Genomic DNA, 20,420 nt, shown 5'->3' with positions numbered 1-20,420 from the left:
GATTTGACGTGGAACGAACCACCGATGGAGGCGTGAACGAATGCGTTGAACATATTGTGCCTCCTCTGGTCATGATCACCGCAGTTGGTGATCGGCTGCTGTTCTCTCGCAATGCGGGAAGTAGATGTTCGCACAAGGCAAGTTCGTCGGTGGTGCTCAAATACGGCGGCAGCGATTTTAGCGCAAGAATTCGAGTTGTTTTAGGTTACTTGATCGGCACTTTCGCAATCACAATTCGATGAAAAATTATCGGGATTGTTTTCGAGCAGAGCGGAAACATCCGTTGCAGACAGGTGTCCCCGACGCGCAAGACAGGCCTCAAGCAGTTCAAGTGCCCGTGTGTTCCGGCCTATGATCGTTCGCGCGCGATGAGCGCACGCCTTTAGCCTAGCGTGAACCTGACGACGGAGATGACTATCGCGACGAACTTGTGCGAGGATTTCCGCTGGGTTGTCCGAAGTTAGGTAGACTAGACTTCCGCCCAGCCCAAGCGACGCGTCCATCCGTGCCGCCAAGATCGTCGCGAGGTGAATGTCTGAGTTTTCTTCTCCTCCAGCACCATCTGCGTGGCCACCCAGCACGACGTCTTCGGCAGCGAGACCGGCGAGCAGGGTGGTGATTTCAGCGAGATAGCTTGCCCTCGATCGATCAAAGCCAGGTGTTCGGCGAAACGTCGTCTGTCCGCCAGTATTCTGTTGCGTGATCTCTTGCATCACCCGGATGTCGATCAGGGTGCTTCCAGATTCAGAGCTCAACAGGCTCCCGACTAACGCATGCCCGGCCTCGTGAACACACATGCGTCGAAGGGCGGCCTCCGACAGACGGATGCGAGAAGGAAGGCCATCCTCGAGATCAGCGGTCGTCATTGGCCGGTGGGCATGTCGCGCGCGCCTGCGTGCATCACGGACCACCTGTTCGATGATTGCGCCGGTCGCGCCCCCAAGGTGGATCGCGATATCGGCAAGATCGACATCCGGCAAGTCATGACCGAGGTGATAGCGCAGAATGCTCAGGCGCGACTGACAATCCGGCAAAGGAATCCGGAGGTGTCTGTCAAGGCGCCCGGGTCTGAGAAGGGCCGGATCAACCTTTTCCGGGTAGTTTGTCGCCGCAACGACGACGACGCCTTCCCTCGCTTCCGCGCCGTCGAGACATTCTAACAGAGCGTTCACCACTTCCCGAGAGTATTTCTCATGTGGCCCGCTGAGATCTCTGCGATCTCCTACAGCATCGATCTCGTCGATGAACAGGATGTTTGGCGCAGATTTGACAGCTTCGTTGAAGGCGGCGCGCATCGCTTTCAGCAGGTCGCCGAGATGACCCCGTGCTTGCCACCTCGCAAGGGAATGGACATGCACGGGAACGCCGCAGGTGTTGGCTAAGGCTCTTGCAAACATCGTTTTCCCGGTTCCGGAAGGACCACTAACCAGGACTCCGCGATCGACGTCGCTCCACGGGATGCGCCGCTCGCGATAGTCCCGGATATCTCTTGCCAGCGACTTTCCCCAGTCCGCCACTTCTCCGAGTCCGGCCATATTCTCGAGGCGAGGATGGTTGGAGGCGACCGTGATCGGCGACTCCTTGGAGGCAGACAGGTATCTCTGGATCCGACCAGTGGCTTGCCGCAGAGTAATCCCTCGTTGCAGGCAGATGTTCAGTACATCGATCGGGAGGGTGGCCGCCGCGCAGAGGACGCTGGTGAGCGGTGTGCTATGGAAAAGAGTTTGAAACGCTGCGGAAACTGCGCGTTCATCGACAGCGTCCAATGTGACGATCCCATCGGCGAGGCTCCGGAATGCGGCAGGCATATCCGTTCGGTCCGAGGCGAATCCGAACACGATGCCTTTGTCCGACAACGTTTGAACTATATCGTTGGTGTTCGGGACCTTTCGCGCATTCTCCCACGCCATTACGTCATAGATCGTTTTCTTCTCCGTAGTTTCCCGCAAAAGTAATAGGCTCTCGTTGGCGAATACCTCGATATCTTCCGCGCGATGGACGACGAAACCGACGAATGCTGGCCTGCCGCGTAAGGCATGATGAAAATCGTGCTGGCGCAACCCGCGAATGATAAGGTTGCGTGCGATCAGTGCGGCGGCGTTCTGGGGGCGAATTCTAACATGACGCCGCGACAGATCTGCGGACTTCTGCTTGTTCATGGACAACTCCGAACCTCTGACGAACGAGTAAATGCGGCGACGGTCAGTGACGGTCCTCTGGCCCGAAGGCAGGCTCGCCCAAGGCATAAAATCGGGACAGCGTTCGCGCATATCCAAGCGTCGGCGCCAGCAGCCAAAGCTGTGAAGTGATGGTCGTTCGTCGGTCCCGGATCCGCGGATGGCCGTGGACGATACCCGTGAGACATGGTTCGGTGCGCACAGTCGTCTCCCAGTTCTCCAAGACGGGTGCGTCGTCCAGCACTCGCCGCCCGGGGTGTTGCCCAGCTCGAATGCGCTCAAGATCGCGCAGTAATTCACGCAGGAGAGTGATCTCGACATCGAGTTGGGGACTAGGGGAACGATCTTTAATCAGACTAGCCATGACATAGCTCCGCCTCTTGTGGTCCCGCATCACTCGGTGACGAAGGACACTTTGTGAAATTCGATGAAGGGCAAGTCGGGGGAGGAAACTCCGCCGCGCTGGAAATGGTCGAAACCAGTAGAGATTGCCTTCGATAATGGGCTGCGAAAGCCTTACCGGTCGATTGTCAATGGTTCTGAGAATCGATATCGGCAGCGCACTTGTCGGACACGTTAGTCGTCAGAACCTTGCATCCAGCCAAAGCTCGCTGAGGCGACGACATGCCGGATCGACTTTTGATCGCCGCCGCAAGGCCGACGAAATCAGTATGGGCGAGGTGGCGTCACCTTCTATTGCGCATGCCAGCACGGAAGAGAGCGCGAGATCAATTTCTGCGGCGCCGATGACCTGGCTATGGAGCAGCCTAATGCCAACGGCGATTGCGGATACCGCGTCCCCCGTGGCTGCCTCGATCCATTCTGGTTCGGCGATAATCGTTGTTCTGATCAGGCATCTTCTTAGCGGAGCAAGATCCTTGCGCGAGAATGAAAGCGGCCCGCGTGTGCGCCACCACCTGACAGGCGAATTCGCTGCTGCGTGCGGCAGTGCGGTAATCGGCGGTCTTCCCTCCGGTCCGCCCGGTTGCCGGTGAATCCTTCCAATGGAGGCGGTCTTCATCTTGATCGACAGCATGCGTTGTCCCTCACGAGATGTTCGGTAGGATTGAACGGATTTCAGGCGATACGAAAACGATGGTTAGGATTCACGTTACGAATCCAGCTTTACGAGTCCGGCGGACAGGATTCGTCCGCCACTAAATCCTTGGCAAGGTTTTAGCGTTACGATCAGTCGGGGTTGTTGAATGGAGCGTTCTTGTGCTGCGCGCACAAGCGTCGGTTAATCGCGCCTTAACTATACCACGGGCCGCCAAAGTTGTCATTTGTGGGATTCACTTATGGTTAATGCTGCCGCGATGGTGACGCCTGCGCAGATGAGGGCCGCCCGCGCTTGGCTCGGATGGAGCCAGGATGAGCTCTCGGCGCGAGCGGGGATATCGAAGCGTTCGATCGCTCGTTATGAACTTGGTAGATCGGTGCCTTATACAGACACGCTTGTCGCTCTTCAGCGAACATTTGAGGCTGCAGGTATCCGCTTTGAATTCATCGGCATGATTGGCAAGGGGATACGCGGCCCTTAAGTGTACATGACGTCGCGCTCAATGAATTCGACAATGATATTGGAATTCGATTGCGCAGGGTAGTGGGCTGTCTGCGAAGTCAGTCTTAACCCGGCGCTATCGCCATGTACAAAGCTGGGGGAAATTCCCTGTGGCGACACGCACAAAAAACGGAGACACACATTTGGGGCGGAGGTGGGAGGCGAAAACTTATCTTAGGCCGCGGCGCTCGGCGATTGATATGCCGACTTTTCTGACACTCCGCACTCTTGTCCGTGGGGTGTGAACCGTCAATGCATTTCCTTACCGCGGTCTAAACGCAGCGGTTCAACCGCGTGGACAGAGCCATCGCAATTCGTCGCGTAGAATTCGACCGCGTCCGTTTCGGGATCGATGATGGCCATCGAAAGCACGCCGGAATGATAAGCACCCGTGTCCAATGATATACGGTTTTCGGTGACGACGGGTCGTGGTGGCTCAAGCATCGTATGGCCGTGGACGATGATGTGTGAGAGCGGCCCCACGTAATCGAGAAATTTCTCTCTGATCCACATCATATCTTTCTCGCTCTGCTCCCCGATGGCGACGTGCGGATCAATACCGGCATGTACGAACGCATATCGTCCCACGATCTCAATCAGCGATGCTCGCCTCATCAGACTTACATGATGCGCGTGGCGAACTGCGACATCGGCAATCTCTTCCGCGGTATGGGGATCGTCGTATCCGATAAAAGATCGGAGGGTGTTATAACCTCCGTTGCGTATGAATCTGTTTTTCAAATGCTCGTCGCCGGGGTTGTCGAGCAGCTCGAGAAACATTTGCTCGTGATTTCCGCGAAAAAGGCGGCTGCCCGGCCATCGTTGGATACAGTCTTGAACGATGATCATCGCCCCGAGCGGGTGGTGTCCCCGATCCACAATATCACCGAGGAAGAAGATCAGCGGAATGCGACGATTGCGTTCGGCATGGTTGGCGATGAAGTCGACCAAGCGAGCGAGGAGATCGGAGCAACCATGAACGTCCCCGATCGCATAGATTGTCGAATTGTTCACAGCATTCCCTCATCGCGGCAAAAGGGAAGGCAGCACGTCGCGACGTCTTCGCATTTTGGCAATCGCCAGAGACCACCATTTTCTGAAGAACGGTCTTGCAAACTCCGTGGCATTTGATCCATTGGTCGTATGCTGAGCAACGATCTTGTTGTTCACGTTCCTTGGTGTAAGGGGATTCAGGCGCCCTCGTTAGGCCTCTCCCATCGAAGTGGAGGCGGAAGACGTCAGGAATGAAGGAGTTCAACCAGCTTGAGTTGTTCGAGCTGCTTGAGATGTTTTTCGAGGAGTGCCGTCAGGTACGCTTGCAGGCGCCGCCTCCGCGCCTGCTCGCAGGAAGGAAGTCGTTGACCTTTGGCCTCCGCATACGCGGTTCGACTAGGTGAGTTCCAGCACCACGTTGTTTACCAGCTCGCTGATAGTGTCGTCGGCCTGATGTTGGACCACCACCACGGTGGAGGGGTGCGCCACGATGTTCCGCCGGTCCAGCTTCGCCTTCAAGATCTTGTAGATGTCGTCGTTGATCAGCCCGGCGCTGCTGGCGATATCGATAACCTTGCTCTCCTTCAGCTCATCGCGAAAGTCGTCGTACTTGGTGACCTGAAGGGTTTTGAAGCTCGGATACCGCTTCGGAATCGTCGCGTTAAAATCGGCCAGCCGCTGCGGGTCCTTCAAAATCCAGTCGACCAGGTGGGCGTAGGCAAGATTCCAAACCATGACAATGCAGGCCCGATAGGCTTTCGAGCGGTAGCACGTCAAGGCCTCCTGCAGGAAAGCGCGTTCTTCGACCGATGGGACCTTTGCTGGGAGGTCGGTCAGGATTTTATCGACGGCGACGACGCTGTGATGAACACCGTACTTTGCATCAAATTGGTTTCGCACCGGGCGCGTAAGCTTAAATCCTTGTTTCTCCCGAACCAAGTCTGGCTTGTTATAACTGGCCATTCTCATCAGACATTGGCCAATGTTCTCGGTCGTTGCGAGATGGAGGGTTTTATAACACGCACGGATATGGTCTGAGTGGAAGTGCTCCTTCCCCTCATGCGTGTGGAGGAACCAGCCAATCAGCTTTATTCTCTCTCTGAGCGGCAGCTTGTCGAAACCAGGAACTTGGTTGGCCAGATCACTTAGGACCATTGGCGAGCTTCTTATTCACGTAATCCAAACCGATATGATTGATTGCGTAGTGCCCGCGTTCGGGCGTCGTGAAGAACTTGCGCCCCTTGAGTTCGCGTAGCGGCTGCCCGAAATCGGTGATGGACGTAGACCAGCCAATCGACCTGAAGCAGGTGTAGATGTGGCCGTCGGTGATGAGGGGCGTGTCACGGTGGTCGTGCAGCCACGCAGCGGCAATCATGTACTTCTTATGCTGGCTGCCATCGTCCTTACCCTTCGCGAAATCCTCAAAGGATAGGGGCTCATTCATTTCGATATCGACGATGTCGGGAGCCTTGGGCGATTTACGCGCCGATCTCATGCGGGGTGCGGCAGGCGTCACATCGACAGCGTCGATGTCCTCCACCTCATCTACTTCGGGCTCGTCGTGGTCCGCGCCGTTGCCGTTCAAGTGTGGAGTGGCAGGCGCAATGCGTTTCGTTACGGCGCTCGGGCCCCGCAGGGCATTCGTAATTGCTTGAGTGACAGATTGAAGTTGGTCGTCCGCGATTTCGGCTTCGACCATGATGAAGCGGATGCGGGAGGTGCCGCTCGCTTTCCCAGTATTCTTTGCCATTTACCCGGTTCCAAACTAGAGGTGCGAATCAGATGTTGTAAAACAGTCTCTTTGTATCCCGTGGTTGTGGGTTCCATTCAAGGGCAAGTTTCCGCTTTGTTCCGTCTGTCCCCACTCCCAAGCCCTTGACTGACATGTTCTTGTTTTGTTCTATAGGGCATCATTCAGGGGTTGGACCATGGGACTCGACCACATCAAGGCCGAGATCGAGCACATGCGCGTGCAGATCAAGCGGCAGCAGAAGGACATCAACTCCCTACAGCGGGCAGGCATCAGTACCGGGTCTGCTGCCCCCCTCCTGGGACGGATGCAGGACAAGGTCGATGCCCTTTGCGAAGAGCGCGACCGGCTTAATGGTGAGGAGCGGCTTAAGCAGCGGTCTTACGCCAGCGGCAAGCCCATTCGAGGCGTCCCAGACCAGCGCAGGATGTAATGGAAAACCTTCGGCGGTTTCCGGCGCCGTGGGTGGTGGAGGACAGCAGCGACGATTGCTTCCGGGTGAAGGATGATTTGCGTCATTCTTCATCGGGAAGATCTGCACGCACGCAACTACCAATATGCCAGTGCGTCTTTGTCGCGTGATGAGGCGCGGCGGATTGCTAAAGGCATCTCGCGCTTGCCCGAGCTTATGAAGCGCCCGCCGTATTAAGTGCGAACGACTCTCAGTTATCCTGCTTGCACTGTGTTTGGGAAAGTGCAACTGACTCTTTGCGGCCTGCAACTGTCACAGAAATCCAAGCTATATGGAGAGCTGTGTCATGAATCGCCCGCCGAAGTTCCAAATCAAAGTTCTAGGGTTTGATATCAGCGCCGAAGGGGTGCTTGGCATCGGAGCCGCGTGCTTCCTCGTCATTTTCCTGGTTGCGTCGTATCGCTGGTTCTAGCCGCCGCGGGCTGCCACTATCACGGCAAACTTGGGGGCGGGCATGGACTGGTCGGTTATCGTACTGCTGGCGCTCGTGGGCGTCTTCTTTCTGTGGCGGTCGTCGAAGAATGAAGACAAGGCCAAGGTCGCATCAGCCACGCTGGAGAGCGACACCCGACTTTACCAACGCATTAAGACGGGCATGCGGGAGTATAACTTCCGCGAACACGAGGGGCAGTTCTGGAAGGCGAAGAACGGCGATCTGTTGTTTGACACGGCACACTTGTCCGCATTCCACGTCGATCACTTCGCAGAAATTCGCGTGGGATTTTATTTCAAAGACCTAAATGAGTATGGGCTGTACGGCGGATTTGCCGGTGACGGCGAAGAATTCCACGACAGCTATTATCGCACCGACCGCACCTTCCAAAAGGAACAGGTGCTGATGACAAACGAGGACTGAGCTACAACTCGATCTGCCAATTGAGTTTGCGCCACGTTTTCCGTAGGTGCTCCTCGTGAGAGCCATACTTTGCTTCCCAACTCTTCACGCCGATACGATGATATTCGTCGTGGATTTTCGGGCAAAGCGGAATGGCGGTTTCATCCGGCGCCTTCAGCCCCATGCCGGTACCCCAGCTGAGCCCTTCGGGTGGTGAGATTCGACATCAGGTAGACCGGTGATGCTGCAGGTGAGCCCGTGCACGGCTGTCCGAGTAGGTTTTGTTGATGCGGGGAAGGTGGGCGTGCAGCCGGAGGTCGGGCACGGCCTGGCTCAGACGGCGGGATGGCGGACGGAGAAGTGGCACGTGCCTGGTTATCGGGTCATCAACGTGTATGCGCTGGCAGATGTCCGGCGGGCCGGCGGTTCGTGCAATTAATTGCGATCACCTGGATTCGTCATGGTACCGGCGGTTGACAATATCTCTCGACCTTTCCAGCCATCCAGGGGAACATGCGCATGTTCTTTAGTGGCAAGTGCATGAAAAAGCTTAGGAAAACCTGTTGGTAACGCTTTCTTAAGCTAGTTTTTAGCTTGCCCAGATAGACTGCCAAAAAGCCGGTGCGTTGTTGCGGTTGACGCTCCGCCATACGCCTTACCGTGTCTGGTGCGTTGCGGGCGTTTGGCGATTTACGGACAAAGATTGGGACCGATCGGACAAAGGGATTTGGCAGAAATCGCCAGCGGCGTTGGCAGACTTCTCCAAATTTTGGAGCGAGAACCCGGTACGTTCGCGGTTGAGCATTTGGCGAAGGGATTTTGCACCTTGTCAAAGCGGGATGTGGGATTGAAGGCCATGAAGGTACCCCTCATAAGACCGGGCCTGGGCGAACTGCTCGACCACGTGCCGGTGCTGGTCAAGGCCTACGGCAAATGGCCGAGCTATGTGTACCTGTTCGTCATATCGCTATGGACCCCTTTGGTGGTTGTGGGGGGCTCCTGGTTGGCCTTCAAGGGTCTGCGATAACCTTGCTGGTCTGCCAATTGAAAGAGCAGAAATGTTGGGAGCATTCTTCGACGACAGCGGAACGCATGCGGGCTCGCCGGTCATGCCATCGGCGGTGTGCTGGGCACGGAAGCTCAGTGGAATTGTTTTAGGAACCGCTTGTCCGGCAGAGGCTCTTCTAAGAGCTTTCCCCAACCCGACGCGAACACTTTCATCTATCGCCATGCCGGGCTGGCCGTGATGAATTTGAAGGCTACAGCCAAGCCGAGCGAGACCACCTCACATATCTGTTTAGGCAAGTGATCTTCGATAGCGGGCTCGTGACCGTTGCTGCTGCGCTGGATAACGAGGCGTGGGACGAGTTGGTGACAGGCGATGTCGCCCAACAGCTTGGTCATCCATTGGAGTTCCTGCTCCTTGAATGCCTTAACTCGATTTCGGACATCGTCAGATGGTGCAAGCTGGGCGAGCGGACATGGGTTTGCTTCGATGAGGGCATTCGTGACCGTGTAGAGTCTTGGTCTTCCCGCTGCCAGTGCCCGCCAGCACGACGCAGTGCTCCGGCTCATTAATGGCCGCCGTCTGTTCCGGATTGCGCTGATGGTCGACGAGGCGCGCTGCCAGGCCCGTTCACTGAACACGATCCACCACGAATTTGATGGCATTACCGATGTAGTCCGGGGGCGCGAACCCGCCAGCCTTCTTGGCGAGCTTCGCGCTGAGGCGTCCTTTCCCGATATCGGCGATCATGGCCAGGAGCTGATCGGCGTCCACCGGCGTCCCCGTTCTCCAGTATTTCAGCCGTTTGGTCCTGGTTGACCCGAAGCCTTGTGCATCGAGAACATCGAGCAGGGATCCTAGAATTTAGCTTTGATGGATCGCCCCTGGGTAATCGCGACGGCGTTCGTATCCAGGGCAAGGGGGACGGATACGGTGAAGTATCCAGCGGTGCCTTCCATACGGTTCACAGCTTCGAATTCGCGGTAAACCTTCAGGCGCGTCGAGACCGGAAGCTTGCCGATCTCGAATGTGTATCCGATAGACCCGCCCAGCGCGACGACGCGCCCTTCGAAGGCACCCAGTCGCGCACCCGTGCCTGAGTCGGCCGTCAGTTGCTGATAATAATATCCGACGAGCCCGAGCGTGAATTCCTTGGTGATGTACTTGGTCGCCGCCCATTCAAGGTGGAATTCGTCCCCGCTTTTATAGTCCGTGGCCGTGTTGGTCTGGTTGAACGTGACACCCATCGCGGCGGACAGATCCCAGCCGATGGTGGGATCGAGCCACGTCACGGTGCCGAACACGTCAAGCGCTGGCCTGTTGAGCGAGGCATTCGAAAGTTGCCCCGCAACATAAGTCCCCGATGGGATCACCCCCCCGACGCCGAGCTGCCAGTGAAAATTGCCCGAGTGCCAACCGACGAAGGACTGCAGGAAAAAGTCACTGAGATTGGCCTGCGAGTCCGTCACACTGACGCCGAGAGGTCCAAAGCGCTGCGAGTTCACCAGAAGATCAGCATTGACGCGCGGTTGACCGACGGGAACCGTCAGTGAGAACGCGAGATCACCGCCGAGAATTTTTGCTGGCGTGACCCAAAGCGTCGTCGGCAGTTCGATCCAGCTCTGCGCCGAAACGTTCGCCACCAGAAGTCCGCCTGTGGGCAGGGTACGGCCGCCGCTCAGTTTCCCATCGTAAAAATAGACGTCATTCTGGAAGAAGACGCCCGGAGGCGGTGTAATGCCTGCGCCGGTTGCGTGCGATCCCAAGAGAAAGACACCGACACCACCTTCGGCTGCCATCACCGGGGAGTCGTTGGCGCATAGCAATGCGGCGGCGGTTACGAGGGCAGATACGCGAAAACGCATTGCAGGACTCCACTGGGCAGGAGAATTCAGATCGAAACGAGATCAGCGGATGTGGGAAAAGGTGCTCTTCTCCATCCTTTTGACCGCGTATCTTGAACGCACTGCCGATCATCCACGGCCGAACCCGAAGCATCTGGATTCTCTGCCGTTTTGCTATCAGGGAAAACCCTATTTATCGCCCATCCGGTCAAGTATAGAACGGTTGTTGCGCGAGAGCGACACTTGCTGGGACGCCGGGCCTTGGGGCGCAATGGCGGCCGAGTCTCACGATGTCGAACGTCGATCGCCAAGCCTCTCGGATCGATTGTTAGGGGTTATGCGAAGGCGTCTTTGGGGTGAAGACCCTATATCAGCTTGAGAAGCGGCGGCACATGATCGCGGGCCATCGGAAGTCCGCTCATGAAGCCAAAGAGTGCCGTCCCGAAACATCCGAGCATCTTTCGCATGGCCCAAATCCTGATCGGAAAATGGAGTCTGAAATGAGCGGAAAGACCGACGACGAAGCGCGCAAGGCTGCCTCATCGGCCAAGAAGGACAAGAAATCCGTCAATCGCCGAGATATCTTGTTGGGCACGTCGGCACTGTTCGCAACCGCAGCGATGACGCAAGGAGCGCAAGGGCAGGCACAAAAGGCACCCCAGCCAGCGCCCGTCGCCACGCAACCGGGAGCACCGACCAAACGACCCAACATCCTAGTCATCTTCGGCGACGACGTCGGTCAGACTAACATCAGCGCGTACACCTTCGGTCTCGTCGGGTACAAGACGCCGAATATCGACCGCATTGCCAAGGAAGGCATGATGTTCACCGACTACTATGCGGAGAACAGTTGCACGGCTGGACGGTCCACATTCATCACCGGTCAGTCATGTCTGCGCACCGGTCTCTCGAAGGTCGGCGCGCCTGGTGCTCCCGTCGGCCTGCAGAAGGGCGACATCACCATTGCCCAGGCGCTCAAGCCTCTGGGCTACGCAACAGGGCAATTCGGCAAGAACCATCTTGGAGACAAGGACGAGTATCTCCCCACTAATCATGGCTTCGACGAATTCTTCGGCAATCTATACCACCTGAATGCGGAAGAAGAGCCTGAGAACCCGACTTTTCCGAAGAACGATCCGGAGTTTATGAAAGCATATTCGGTGCGCGGCGTAATTCGGGCCACGGCCGACGGAAAGATCGAGGATACCGGTGCGCTGACCAAGAAGCGCATGGAGACGATCGACGACGAGACGTCCAATGCGGCCATCGATTTCATCACGCGACAGGTGCGGGCAGGAAAGCCGTTTTTCACATGGATGAACGCGACGCGGATGCACGCATTCACCCACGTCCGTCCGTCCATGATCGGCCAGAGTGGCATGCCCGGAAACGAATATGCGGATGGCATGGTCGAGCATGACGGACATGTGGGAAGGCTGCTCAAAACGCTCGACGATCTCGGAATCGCGGATGACACGATCGTCGTTTACACAACCGACAACGGTCCAAATCAATGGTCATGGCCAGACGCGGCGTCTACTCCGTTCCGAAGTGAGAAGGACACGAATTGGGAAGGCGCATTCCGCGTCCCCGCCATGGTTCGCTGGCCCGGCAAGATCAAGGCTGGAGAGGTGGCCAATGGCATCGTTTCCGGTCTGGACTGGTTTCCGACCCTTCTGGCGGTAGCTGGCGATGCTGACGTGAAGGACCGGTTGCTTAAAGGTTGGCAGCCGCAGGGAAATTCCACGACCTTCAAGAACCATCTCGATGGTTATAACCAGCTCGACTATCTGACCGGGAAGTCTCCGACCAGCGCTAGGTCTGATTTCTACTATTTCAACGACGACGGCGACCTCGTCGCCATGCGCTACGACAATTGGAAGATCGTCTTCCACGAACAGAGGCAGCCTGGCGGCATGATTGTCTGGTCGAACCCTTTTACGCCGCTGCGCGTTCCAAAGATCTTCAATCTTCGGATGGACCCTTACGAACGGGCCGACGTGGTATCGGACCAGTATTACGATTTTTTGGCCAGAAACGATTTTCTCCTCGTAAAGGGACAACTGAAGGCAGCCGCCTTCCTGCAGACGTTTGTTGAGTATCCGCCCAGTCAACGCCCAGCCAGCTTCAACATCGAAGGCGTGCGGGCACAGGTGAACAAAGCCATTGACCAGTCATTCAAGGCGAGGGGCCTTGAAAAGTGAGGTCGTTCGGCGGCGGGACTGCCCGCCGCCTGCCGTCTCGGAACTTTGCATACGGTCAACGACATCCTGATGCGTCAGGGTCGTGCCCGGAAACTCAAGCGGTTTGATATCGAAACGTGAAGGAAGATGATGACCGTGTCCGACGCCGCGGTGACCAGCGAAGTAAGGCAGTCCCCGGGGACTTCGACCCATGATGCTGTTCTCGCGCTGAAGGCTCGGATCGCGAAATCAATCATTGGACAGGACGAGATGGTTGATCGCTTGGTTCTCGGGCTGCTCAGCAACGGAAATCTGCTGGTCGAGGGACTTCCTGGACTCGCCAAGACTCGGGCGATTAAGAGCCTATCGAAAAACATCGACGCGCGGTTTTCGCGAATTCAATTCACACCGGATTTGCTTCCATCCGACATCACTGGTTCGGAGGTGTATTTCACCGACGCTGGAAAGGGCGAGTTCAAATTCCAGGAGGGACCGATCTTCGCCAATCTCGTTCTCGCCGACGAAGTCAACCGGGCGCCCGCGAAGGTGCAGTCGGCGTTGCTGGAAGCGATGGAGGAACGGCACGTTACCGTCGCGGGCGAAACGCATCCGCTGCCTCCAGTGTTCATGGTGATGGCCACCCAGAATCCGATCGAGCAGGAGGGCACCTATCCGCTTCCGGAAGCTCAACTCGACCGTTTTCTCATGCATGTCCAAGTCGGCTACACGGACGAGAAATCCGAGGGCGACATCATGCGCCTGGTGCGCGAGGAGGAGAGCGGCACCAAGTCGGCGACGGCCGCTGTTGAACGATTGCCGCAGCAGGTCGTACTCGACGCCCGTAACGAGGTTCATTCGGTAAACGTTGCCGATGCCGTCGACCGCTACATCGTGGCCCTGGTGTTCGCCACTCGTTACCCCGAGAAGCTCGATGCGGATCTCGGGAAGTGGATACAGATCGGCGCGAGTCCGCGTGGAGCGATCGGGCTGGACAAGGTTTCAAGGGCGCATGCCTGGCTGCGCGGAAGGGATTTCGTAACGCCGGATGATGTCCGTAGCGTGGTCCATGATATCTTCCGGCACCGGCTGGTCCTCTCTTACGACGCGCACGCCGCAGGCGTAACGGCCGATCAGGCGATCGACCGCATCGTCGAGCGCGTCGCCGTTTCCTGAGGGGCAAAAGATGCGCTTCTCACTTGCTGCCGCGCGACGACCTAAAGGGTCCATTGACCAGCGGCTATCCGCAGAGCCGACGAACGGAAGCGCCTATACGTCAGTGGACGCATTGGCGGCTTTCGAAACCGCCGCACGCGACTTCAGCTTTCTGCGCCGTCAGCCGGTTCACAGCCTGTTGTCCGGTCGTCACGGTTCGCGCGTCCGCGGGCGCGGTCTCGCATTCGAAGAATTACGGAAATACCTGCCCGGCGACGACATCCGGACGATGGATTGGCATGTCACCGCTCGGACCGGAAAGCCCTATATTCGCGTCTATACCGAGGAGAAGGACCGACCGACCATCGTCGTCGTCGACCAGCGGATCAACATGTTCTTCGGTTCCGTGCGATCCACCAAATCCGTGGCGGCGGCCGAGGTAGCCGCGCTCGTCGCGTGGCGCTCCTTAGGGCAGGGTGACAGGGTCGGCGGTTTGATCTTCGGCGATACGCAGATCGAAACAACCCGGCCGCATCGTAGCCGCGAAGCCGTGATGCGACTGGCAACTGCCATCGCCGGTGCAAACAAACGTCTAAGCGCGGGCGGCACCGATGTCCGCACTCCGGCGCAACTCAACGTCTCACTTGATGCGGTCGCAGGCATTGCCAGGCACGAACACCTCGTGGTCATCGTCAGCGATTTCGACGGGCATGATGGACACACCCACGATGTTCTGTTGCGGATGGCCGGAACGAATGACGTGATCGCCGTACTTGTCTACGATCCGTTCCTTTTGAAACTGCCGCCATCAGGAGTCATTGTTGTCAGCGACGGCGATCTTCAAGTCGAACTGGGGCTGACGAGCCGCAATACGCGACAGTCTCTCGCCGATTTCGCGGACGTCCGGGCGAAGGAAATCCTCGCTTGGCACCGCGAGCTCGGCGTCATGGTCCTGCCGATATCGGCCGCAGAGGAGGTGGCGCCGCAGATGCGTCGGCTGCTCGGACAGGTGACGCGGCAGGGGCGGGGACGCTGACATGGCCGACGCCGCCGTAACGATGGACGCGACGACCCGGGCGGCACTGCAGAAGCTGACCGACATCTGGATGCCGTCGCCGGTGCCATGGACGCCGCAGACCTCCGGATGGGCGGTGCTCGGCGGCATTGTGTTGACTGTCATCATCTGGGCGGCTCTGCGCGCCGTCCGGAGATATCGTGCTGATGGATATAGGCGCGAAGCGCTAGCTGAACTTGATCGGATCGAGGTGCGCTTACTTGATGATCGCGAACGCGGCGCGGCGCTGACGGACATAGCTCGCTTGTTGAAGCGTGCGGCCTTGGGCGGCTGGCCGCGCGCCGAGGTGGCTTCACTGTCGGGAACGCGATGGGTCGCATTCTTGCGAGCGCACGCCGGACGATACGGTCTCTCCGAAGTGGCGGCGTCATTTCTTGAAGAACGCGAATACTCGGGACGACAGCCTGTCGTGAATGTCATCCACGCGCGGGAGATAACGGAGGCCGCACGCCAATGGATCGGAAGCCACAATGTATAACCTGGAATATCCATGGCTGTTAGCGTTGCTGCCGTTACCGCTCCTCATCTGGTGGCTGTTGCCGCCGTATCGTGAGGAAACGGCTTCGATCCGCCTTCCGTTCTTCAACGAGGTCGCGCATGCGTCCGGTGCGGTCCCGAGCCGCGGCGCTTTAATTCCGACAACGAACTGGCCTGAACGGCTGCTGGCTCCAGTCTGCTGGACTCTGGTCGTGATCGCACTGGCGCGTCCGCAATATGTGGATCCACCGATACGGAAGGTGCAGCCCGCCCGCGACCTCCTGCTGGCGCTTGACTTGTCGCAATCGATGGACACCCGCGACTTCAAGAACTCTGGGGGCGCATTGATACCGCGCGTGGAAGCAGTTCGCAGCGTTGTTGCGGATTTCGTGAAGCGTCGGACGGACGACCGTGTCGGGATGATCGTGTTTGGGGACGCGCCTTATCCGGAAGCGCCATTCACCCTCGATCACGTCACGGTCGAGACGATGATCGCGGGCGCCATACCGGGTATGGCGGGGCCACGCACGGCACTTGGCGATGCAATAGGCCTGGCAATCAAGATGTTCGCCGACAGCAAGGCTCCGGAGAAGGTTTTGGTCGCTTTGACCGACGGCAACGACACGGCCAGCAAGATGCCGCTCGACCGAGCCGCCGATATCGCCAAACAGAACGGAATTCGCATCCATACGGTCGGGATCGGGAACCCCGATGCGGTCGGTGAAGACAAGCTTGATGCCTTGGCGTTGGAGAAGGTTGCGGCGACGACGGGCGGCCAGTATTTCTTTGGACAGGACCAGAGTGAGCTGGAAAAAGTCTACGCGACGCTCGACCGCATCACGCCATCTAACGCGACGACGCTGTCATGGCGGCCACGCCGCGAACTTTTCCACTATCCGCTCGGCGCAGCTCTGGCGCTGTTGACCGCTTATCATCTGCTAATGTGGCTCTGGACGACGTCGCGCGCTCCGCGACGCGTGGCCGCGCCATGATCGGCGACTTTCATTTCCTGCGCCCCGCATGGCTGCTGTTGCTGCCTGTTGCGGCCGCGCTCGGATGGATCGTCTCGCATCGGCAGGACATGCGGACCAAGTGGCAACATGCGATCGCTCCGCATCTGCTCGATCACCTTCTCGTCGAAAGGCGCGTCGGCGCGCGCATCCGCCCGGTCCACCTCACGATTCTATTACTCGTTCTCGGCGCGATCGCAGCGGCTGGCCCGACATGGCAGCATGAGCGGTCGCCGTTTGTCGCAGATATCGCACCTCTCGCCATTGCGATTGATCTCTCGCAGACCATGGATTCGACGGATATTGCACCGTCGAGGCTGGAACGCGCGAAGCTTAAGGTGAAGGACCTTCTCGAAGTACGGCAAGGCGCGCGGACCGCGTTGTTCGTCTATGCCGGTTCGGCGCACATGGTCCTTCCGCTGACCGATGACAAGAAGCTGATCGGCACCTACGTGGATGCCCTGAAAACCGGGATAATGCCGGTTTCCGGGAAAAACACCACGAAGGCGCTCGCTACCATTGAGGCGGGCTTGGCACGGGAAACAGTTCCGGGAACGATCCTCTTCATGACCGACGGCGTCGAGCCGGAGGCGTTCGAGGCTTTTGCACGCCATGCCGGACGTAACGAACTCATGATACTGGGCATCGGCAGGGCAGGCGAAACATCAAACGGCGGTGCCAATTTCGATGTCGAGGCCCTGCAACGCCTTAGGAGCGGAGCGGGAATTCGTCTGGCCTCAATAACGGCGGATGATCAGGACGTTCAATGGATCGCTCGACGCGCGGCTTCCCACCTGCTTCAGGCGCAAACGGATGCTGGCACTCGTTGGCAGGACATTGGTTGGTGGCTGATGATCCCGATCACGCTTTTAGGAGCGTTATGGTTCCGGCAGGGCTGGACAATTCGCTGGTCAGCCGCAGCCCTTCTGGCCGCGTTGATGCTGCAATCCACGGCCCAAGCCGCGGAACGCTCATTTACGGATTTATGGCTATCGCCTGACCAGCAGGGGAGGCTCGCATATGACCGCGGTGACTTCGGGAAAGCTGCCGACACGTTTGTCGATCCAATGTGGAAGGGCGTCGCACTTTATCGCTTGGGCCAATTCGACCGAGCTGCCGAGGCCTTTGCGCGGGTCGATAGTGCCGAAGCTCGCTTTGACCAAGGCAATGCGCTCGCTCGCCTTGGCAAGTTGTCACAGGCAGTTGCCGCCTACGAAGAAGCCATCAGGGAGCGCCCTGATTGGCAAGAGGCCAAGGACAACCTGAAAGTCGTCCAGGACGCAATCGCCGCGAAGCCGAAGAATGACGAGCAGGACAGCAACGAGCTAGACGACAGGCCAGATCAATTCAAGTTCGACGACAAGGGTGAAAAAGGGAAGAAGAGCGTAGTCGATGTCGGACGGCAGACCGCAGAAGTGTGGATGCGCAATATCCAGGTTTCGCCGACGGATCTCTTGGCGCGGCGTTTCTCCATCGAAGCGCAGGAGAAATCGGAATGATGTCGCGATGTGTGCGCCTTGGTCTTGTGATCGCGCTCCAGTGTTCGTCGGCACATGCGGCAGAACCGCTTGCGCGGATGATCATGCCGCCGGGTTCGCCCTATATGGCAGGTGCGCGGATAGACATTAAAGTCGAGGTGCTGGTACCGAAGTTTTTCATGTCGGCGCCGCAGTTCCCCAGTCTCGATATTTCCGGTGCCATCGTCTCGTTGTCCGAGGACAGCGCCATGAATTTCAGCGAAACGATTGACGGCGAATCCTATTCGGGCATTTGGAAAAAGTACGAGGTTGTGCCCATGCAGTCGGGGCGATTTGCCGTTCCGGAAGTCGCCATCACCTTTTCCTATGCTGCGGTGCCAGGGCAGGCGACGCAAGCTTCCGTTCGGATTCCGCAGCAGACATTCGAGGCCGTGTTGCCTTTAGGCGCGACGGGGCCGGATGGACCGTTGCCTTTGTCCCCCTTGGAGATCACGCAGACCTGGGAGCCGGACAATGACGGGTTGAAGGTCGGAGATGCCGTGTCGCGAACGGTAACCGTGTTTGCATCGGGGATGCAGGCGATGATGATACCGCCTACGCAATTGAATGCTCCCGACGGAGCTAAATTTTATCGGCGCGATCCGGTGCTATCCGACGAGAGAAAAGACGGCAGGAATTTTGCCGGGGGGCGGCGGATCGACCGCGTCACCTACCAGTTCGTCAAAGCCGGGGAATATGAACTCCCCGCTGTCATTCAACACTGGTACGACGCCGAAAACGGCAAAGTCCAGATTGCAAGCGCACCGGGCAGGCATTTCAGCGTCGCCGTAGGTTCAGAACCAAACACGGCGATCTCGCCGGAAGCTGAACTGAAACGTTCCGCGTCAGGCTCGATCGATTGGAAATCTTGGCTCCCGAGGATCCTCGCGATGCTACTCGTCATCGCCGTAGCGTTCGCGTGTGCTTATATGCGGATTCTGTCGCGAGTGATTGCCTTCGTCAAAACCAAAATGAACGCGTACCAACAGGGAGAGGCCGCGGTCTTCAAACGGTTACGGGCATCGTGTCGTAGCAACGACCGGATTGTCGTGTATCGGGCGCTGGAAGGCTGGGCAGCTGTCGCCCGCATCGGGCCGATATCCGACTGGGCCAGAAAATTCGGCGGGGCGGCCCTCACGAATGAGATCGAACGCCTAAACCGTGATCTGTTCTCTGGCCGCCTACCGACTGACGGCTGGACTGCCACCTCGCTTGAAGGCGCTCTTGTTACTGCACGGAGGAGCTTCCGCCGGACCCGTTCGCCTCGTCGAAAACATACGCTGCCTCATCTCAATCCAGATTGGACGGCCGTTCCAAGTGCGGTCCATGTCCCCCAAGAAGCGGAGATGTTGAAATGAAGCTGCTCACGCGACGATTCGTGCTGTTCCTGCTGCTTCTCGTCGGCATCTCCGGACACGATGTCCAAACGGCCAATGCGCAAACTGACCCGCTTCCGTCATGGAATGATGGCCCGCCCAAGAAGGCTATCATCGATTTCGTGACGCGCGTCACAACGCAGGGCGGGCCGGATTTTGTGCCGTCGGCCGAGCGTGTAGCCACATTCGACAACGACGGTACGCTTTGGCCTGAGCAACCGGTCTATTTCCAGATGGCGTTCGCCCTCGACGAGATTCAGAGGATGGCGCCGCAGCGCCCCGAGTGGAGGCAAAAGGAGCCGTTCAAGAGCCTTCTTCAGGGCGATATGAAGGGTTTTGCACGGTTCGGTAAGAGTGGAGTCCTCGACATCGTCGCGGCATCGCATACGGGCATGACGACGGAGGTCTTCCGACAAAACGTACTCGATTGGACATCGAAGGCGCGACATCCACGCTTCAAGCGTCTCTATACGGAACTCGTATATCAGCCGATGCTGGAGTTACTCTCCTACTTGCGCGCCAACGGATTCAAGACATTCATCGTGTCCGGCGGCGGGGTCGAATTCATGCGGCCTTGGGTCGAAACGGTTTACGGAATTCCGCCGGAGCAGGTGGTCGGCTCATCGGGCGTTGTCCAGTTCGGCTTCGACCAGAACGGCAAACCAGAACTGAAAAAGATCGCCAAGATTGAATTCGTTGATGACGGCCCCGGCAAGCCTGTGGGCATCAACCGCTTCATCGGACGACGGCCCATCTTTGCTTTCGGCAACTCCGACGGCGACTTGCAAATGCTGCAATGGACAGCGGGCGGCCAGGGAGCGCGATTCCTCGGTATTGTCCGGCATACCGATCCTGACCGCGAGTATGCCTACGACCGTGAATCGAAGATCGGGAAACTGGACAAGGCGCTCGATGAAGCCGCGGCGAAGGGTTGGACCGTCGTCAATATGAAGATGGACTGGAAAACGATCTTCCCTCCCGAGAAATAGGTG

General features: G+C 57.9%; 22 protein-coding genes. 13 read left to right on the top strand and 9 right to left on the bottom strand.

The features are described from left to right. Nucleotides 1–200: 200 nt before the first annotated feature. Together CHC01_RS11800 and CHC01_RS31910 are read right to left on the bottom strand one after the other, a co-directional pair. Entirely contained in the window at nt 201–2,159 is a 1,959-nt protein-coding gene (locus tag CHC01_RS11800; RefSeq protein WP_176454563.1) for an AAA family ATPase, read from the bottom strand. 601 nt (nt 2,160–2,760) lie between these two features. Continuing rightward, nucleotides 2,761–3,213 (bottom strand): hypothetical protein, encoded by a 453-nt coding sequence (locus CHC01_RS31910; RefSeq protein WP_141137088.1) that lies wholly within the window; start codon nt 3,211–3,213, stop codon nt 2,761–2,763. 262 nt (nt 3,214–3,475) lie between these two features. Here CHC01_RS31910 and CHC01_RS11790 point away from each other — a divergent pair, with 262 nt between their 5' ends. Further along, nucleotides 3,476–3,718, top strand: a complete 243-nt coding sequence (locus tag CHC01_RS11790) for a helix-turn-helix domain-containing protein (RefSeq protein WP_089264439.1) — start codon at nt 3,476–3,478, stop codon at nt 3,716–3,718. 269 nt (nt 3,719–3,987) lie between these two features. Here the strand turns inward: CHC01_RS11790 and CHC01_RS11785 are convergent, their stop codons facing one another. The 3 genes from CHC01_RS11785 to CHC01_RS11775 form a co-directional block, all read right to left on the bottom strand. Continuing rightward, nucleotides 3,988–4,752, bottom strand: coding sequence for a metallophosphoesterase family protein (locus tag CHC01_RS11785; protein WP_089264438.1), 765 nt, complete (start codon nt 4,750–4,752; stop codon nt 3,988–3,990). Between the two features lie 375 nt (nt 4,753–5,127). Next, on the bottom strand, nt 5,128–5,886 hold the full coding sequence (locus tag CHC01_RS11780) for a hypothetical protein (RefSeq protein ID WP_089264437.1): 759 nt from the start codon (nt 5,884–5,886) through the stop codon (nt 5,128–5,130). After that, nucleotides 5,873–6,481: a hypothetical protein gene (locus CHC01_RS11775; protein WP_089264436.1), complete on the bottom strand. Its 609-nt coding sequence runs from the start codon at nt 6,479–6,481 to the stop codon at nt 5,873–5,875. Before CHC01_RS11775 ends, CHC01_RS11780 begins: the two co-directional genes overlap by 14 nt. Nucleotides 6,482–6,659: 178 nt before the next feature. On the opposite strand from CHC01_RS11775, the gene CHC01_RS11770 reads away from it, so the two are divergent. The 3 genes from CHC01_RS11770 (at nt 6,660) to CHC01_RS11760 (ending at nt 7,809) form a co-directional block, all read left to right on the top strand. Then, nucleotides 6,660–6,914, top strand: coding sequence for a hypothetical protein (locus CHC01_RS11770; protein WP_089264435.1), 255 nt, complete (start codon nt 6,660–6,662; stop codon nt 6,912–6,914). Between the two features lie 325 nt (nt 6,915–7,239). Further along, complete coding sequence (locus tag CHC01_RS33315; protein ID WP_283805450.1) at nt 7,240–7,365, top strand: hypothetical protein; 126 nt, start codon at nt 7,240–7,242, stop codon at nt 7,363–7,365. 42 nt (nt 7,366–7,407) lie between these two features. Then, the gene (locus CHC01_RS11760; protein ID WP_089264434.1) at nt 7,408–7,809 is read left to right on the top strand and encodes a hypothetical protein; all 402 of its coding nucleotides are present in this window, start codon (nt 7,408–7,410) and stop codon (nt 7,807–7,809) included. A 1-nt stretch (nt 7,810) separates the two neighbouring features. Here the strand turns inward: CHC01_RS11760 and CHC01_RS11755 are convergent, their stop codons facing one another. Beyond that, nucleotides 7,811–7,972: a DUF968 domain-containing protein gene (locus CHC01_RS11755; RefSeq protein WP_089264433.1), complete on the bottom strand. Its 162-nt coding sequence runs from the start codon at nt 7,970–7,972 to the stop codon at nt 7,811–7,813. 672 nt (nt 7,973–8,644) lie between these two features. Here CHC01_RS11755 and CHC01_RS32515 point away from each other — a divergent pair. Beyond that, nucleotides 8,645–8,815: a hypothetical protein gene (locus CHC01_RS32515; protein WP_176454562.1), complete on the top strand. Its 171-nt coding sequence runs from the start codon at nt 8,645–8,647 to the stop codon at nt 8,813–8,815. A gap of 194 nt (nt 8,816–9,009) precedes the next feature. Here CHC01_RS32515 and CHC01_RS31905 read toward each other — a convergent pair whose 3' ends face one another. The 3 genes from CHC01_RS31905 to CHC01_RS11735 all read right to left on the bottom strand — a co-directional run bounded on the left by CHC01_RS31905 (nt 9,010) and on the right by CHC01_RS11735 (nt 10,659). Next, nucleotides 9,010–9,192: a hypothetical protein gene (locus CHC01_RS31905; RefSeq protein ID WP_141137087.1), complete on the bottom strand. Its 183-nt coding sequence runs from the start codon at nt 9,190–9,192 to the stop codon at nt 9,010–9,012. 232 nt (nt 9,193–9,424) lie between these two features. Continuing rightward, complete coding sequence (locus CHC01_RS32510; RefSeq protein WP_176454561.1) at nt 9,425–9,568, bottom strand: hypothetical protein; 144 nt, start codon at nt 9,566–9,568, stop codon at nt 9,425–9,427. 83 nt (nt 9,569–9,651) lie between these two features. Then, nucleotides 9,652–10,659 carry a SphA family protein gene (locus CHC01_RS11735; protein ID WP_089264429.1) on the bottom strand — a complete coding sequence of 336 codons (1,008 nt, stop codon included), beginning with the start codon at nt 10,657–10,659 and terminating at the stop codon, nt 9,652–9,654. 599 nt (nt 10,660–11,258) lie between these two features. On the opposite strand from CHC01_RS11735, the gene CHC01_RS11730 reads away from it, so the two are divergent. The 8 genes from CHC01_RS11730 (at nt 11,259) to CHC01_RS11695 (ending at nt 20,417) form a co-directional block, all read left to right on the top strand. After that, nucleotides 11,259–12,842: an arylsulfatase gene (locus CHC01_RS11730; RefSeq protein ID WP_089264712.1), complete on the top strand. Its 1,584-nt coding sequence runs from the start codon at nt 11,259–11,261 to the stop codon at nt 12,840–12,842. Nucleotides 12,843–12,971: 129 nt separating this feature from the next. Further along, nucleotides 12,972–13,994, top strand: coding sequence for an AAA family ATPase (locus CHC01_RS11725; RefSeq protein ID WP_089264711.1), 1,023 nt, complete (start codon nt 12,972–12,974; stop codon nt 13,992–13,994). Between the two features lie 10 nt (nt 13,995–14,004). Further along, nucleotides 14,005–15,009: a DUF58 domain-containing protein gene (locus CHC01_RS11720; protein ID WP_089264428.1), complete on the top strand. Its 1,005-nt coding sequence runs from the start codon at nt 14,005–14,007 to the stop codon at nt 15,007–15,009. A 1-nt stretch (nt 15,010) separates the two neighbouring features. Beyond that, nucleotides 15,011–15,526: a DUF4381 domain-containing protein gene (locus CHC01_RS11715; protein ID WP_089264427.1), complete on the top strand. Its 516-nt coding sequence runs from the start codon at nt 15,011–15,013 to the stop codon at nt 15,524–15,526. Then, the gene (locus CHC01_RS11710; RefSeq protein WP_089264426.1) at nt 15,519–16,517 is read left to right on the top strand and encodes a VWA domain-containing protein; all 999 of its coding nucleotides are present in this window, start codon (nt 15,519–15,521) and stop codon (nt 16,515–16,517) included. Before CHC01_RS11715 ends, CHC01_RS11710 begins: the two co-directional genes overlap by 8 nt. Next, nucleotides 16,514–18,034, top strand: coding sequence for a vWA domain-containing protein (locus CHC01_RS11705; protein WP_089264710.1), 1,521 nt, complete (start codon nt 16,514–16,516; stop codon nt 18,032–18,034). The genes CHC01_RS11710 and CHC01_RS11705 overlap by 4 nt, the downstream gene beginning before the upstream one ends. Next, complete coding sequence (locus CHC01_RS11700) at nt 18,031–19,410, top strand: BatD family protein (protein ID WP_089264425.1); 1,380 nt, start codon at nt 18,031–18,033, stop codon at nt 19,408–19,410. The genes CHC01_RS11705 and CHC01_RS11700 overlap by 4 nt, the downstream gene beginning before the upstream one ends. Beyond that, nucleotides 19,407–20,417 (top strand): HAD family hydrolase, encoded by a 1,011-nt coding sequence (locus CHC01_RS11695; RefSeq protein ID WP_089264424.1) that lies wholly within the window; start codon nt 19,407–19,409, stop codon nt 20,415–20,417. The genes CHC01_RS11700 and CHC01_RS11695 overlap by 4 nt, the downstream gene beginning before the upstream one ends. Nucleotides 20,418–20,420: the final 3 nt, after the last annotated feature.

This window comes from Tardiphaga sp. OK246, assembly GCF_900188215.1.
GTDB lineage: Bacteria > Pseudomonadota > Alphaproteobacteria > Rhizobiales > Xanthobacteraceae > Tardiphaga > Tardiphaga robiniae.
The sequence above is the reverse complement of the archived record's forward strand: the minus strand, read 5'-3'. Positions and strand labels throughout refer to the sequence as shown.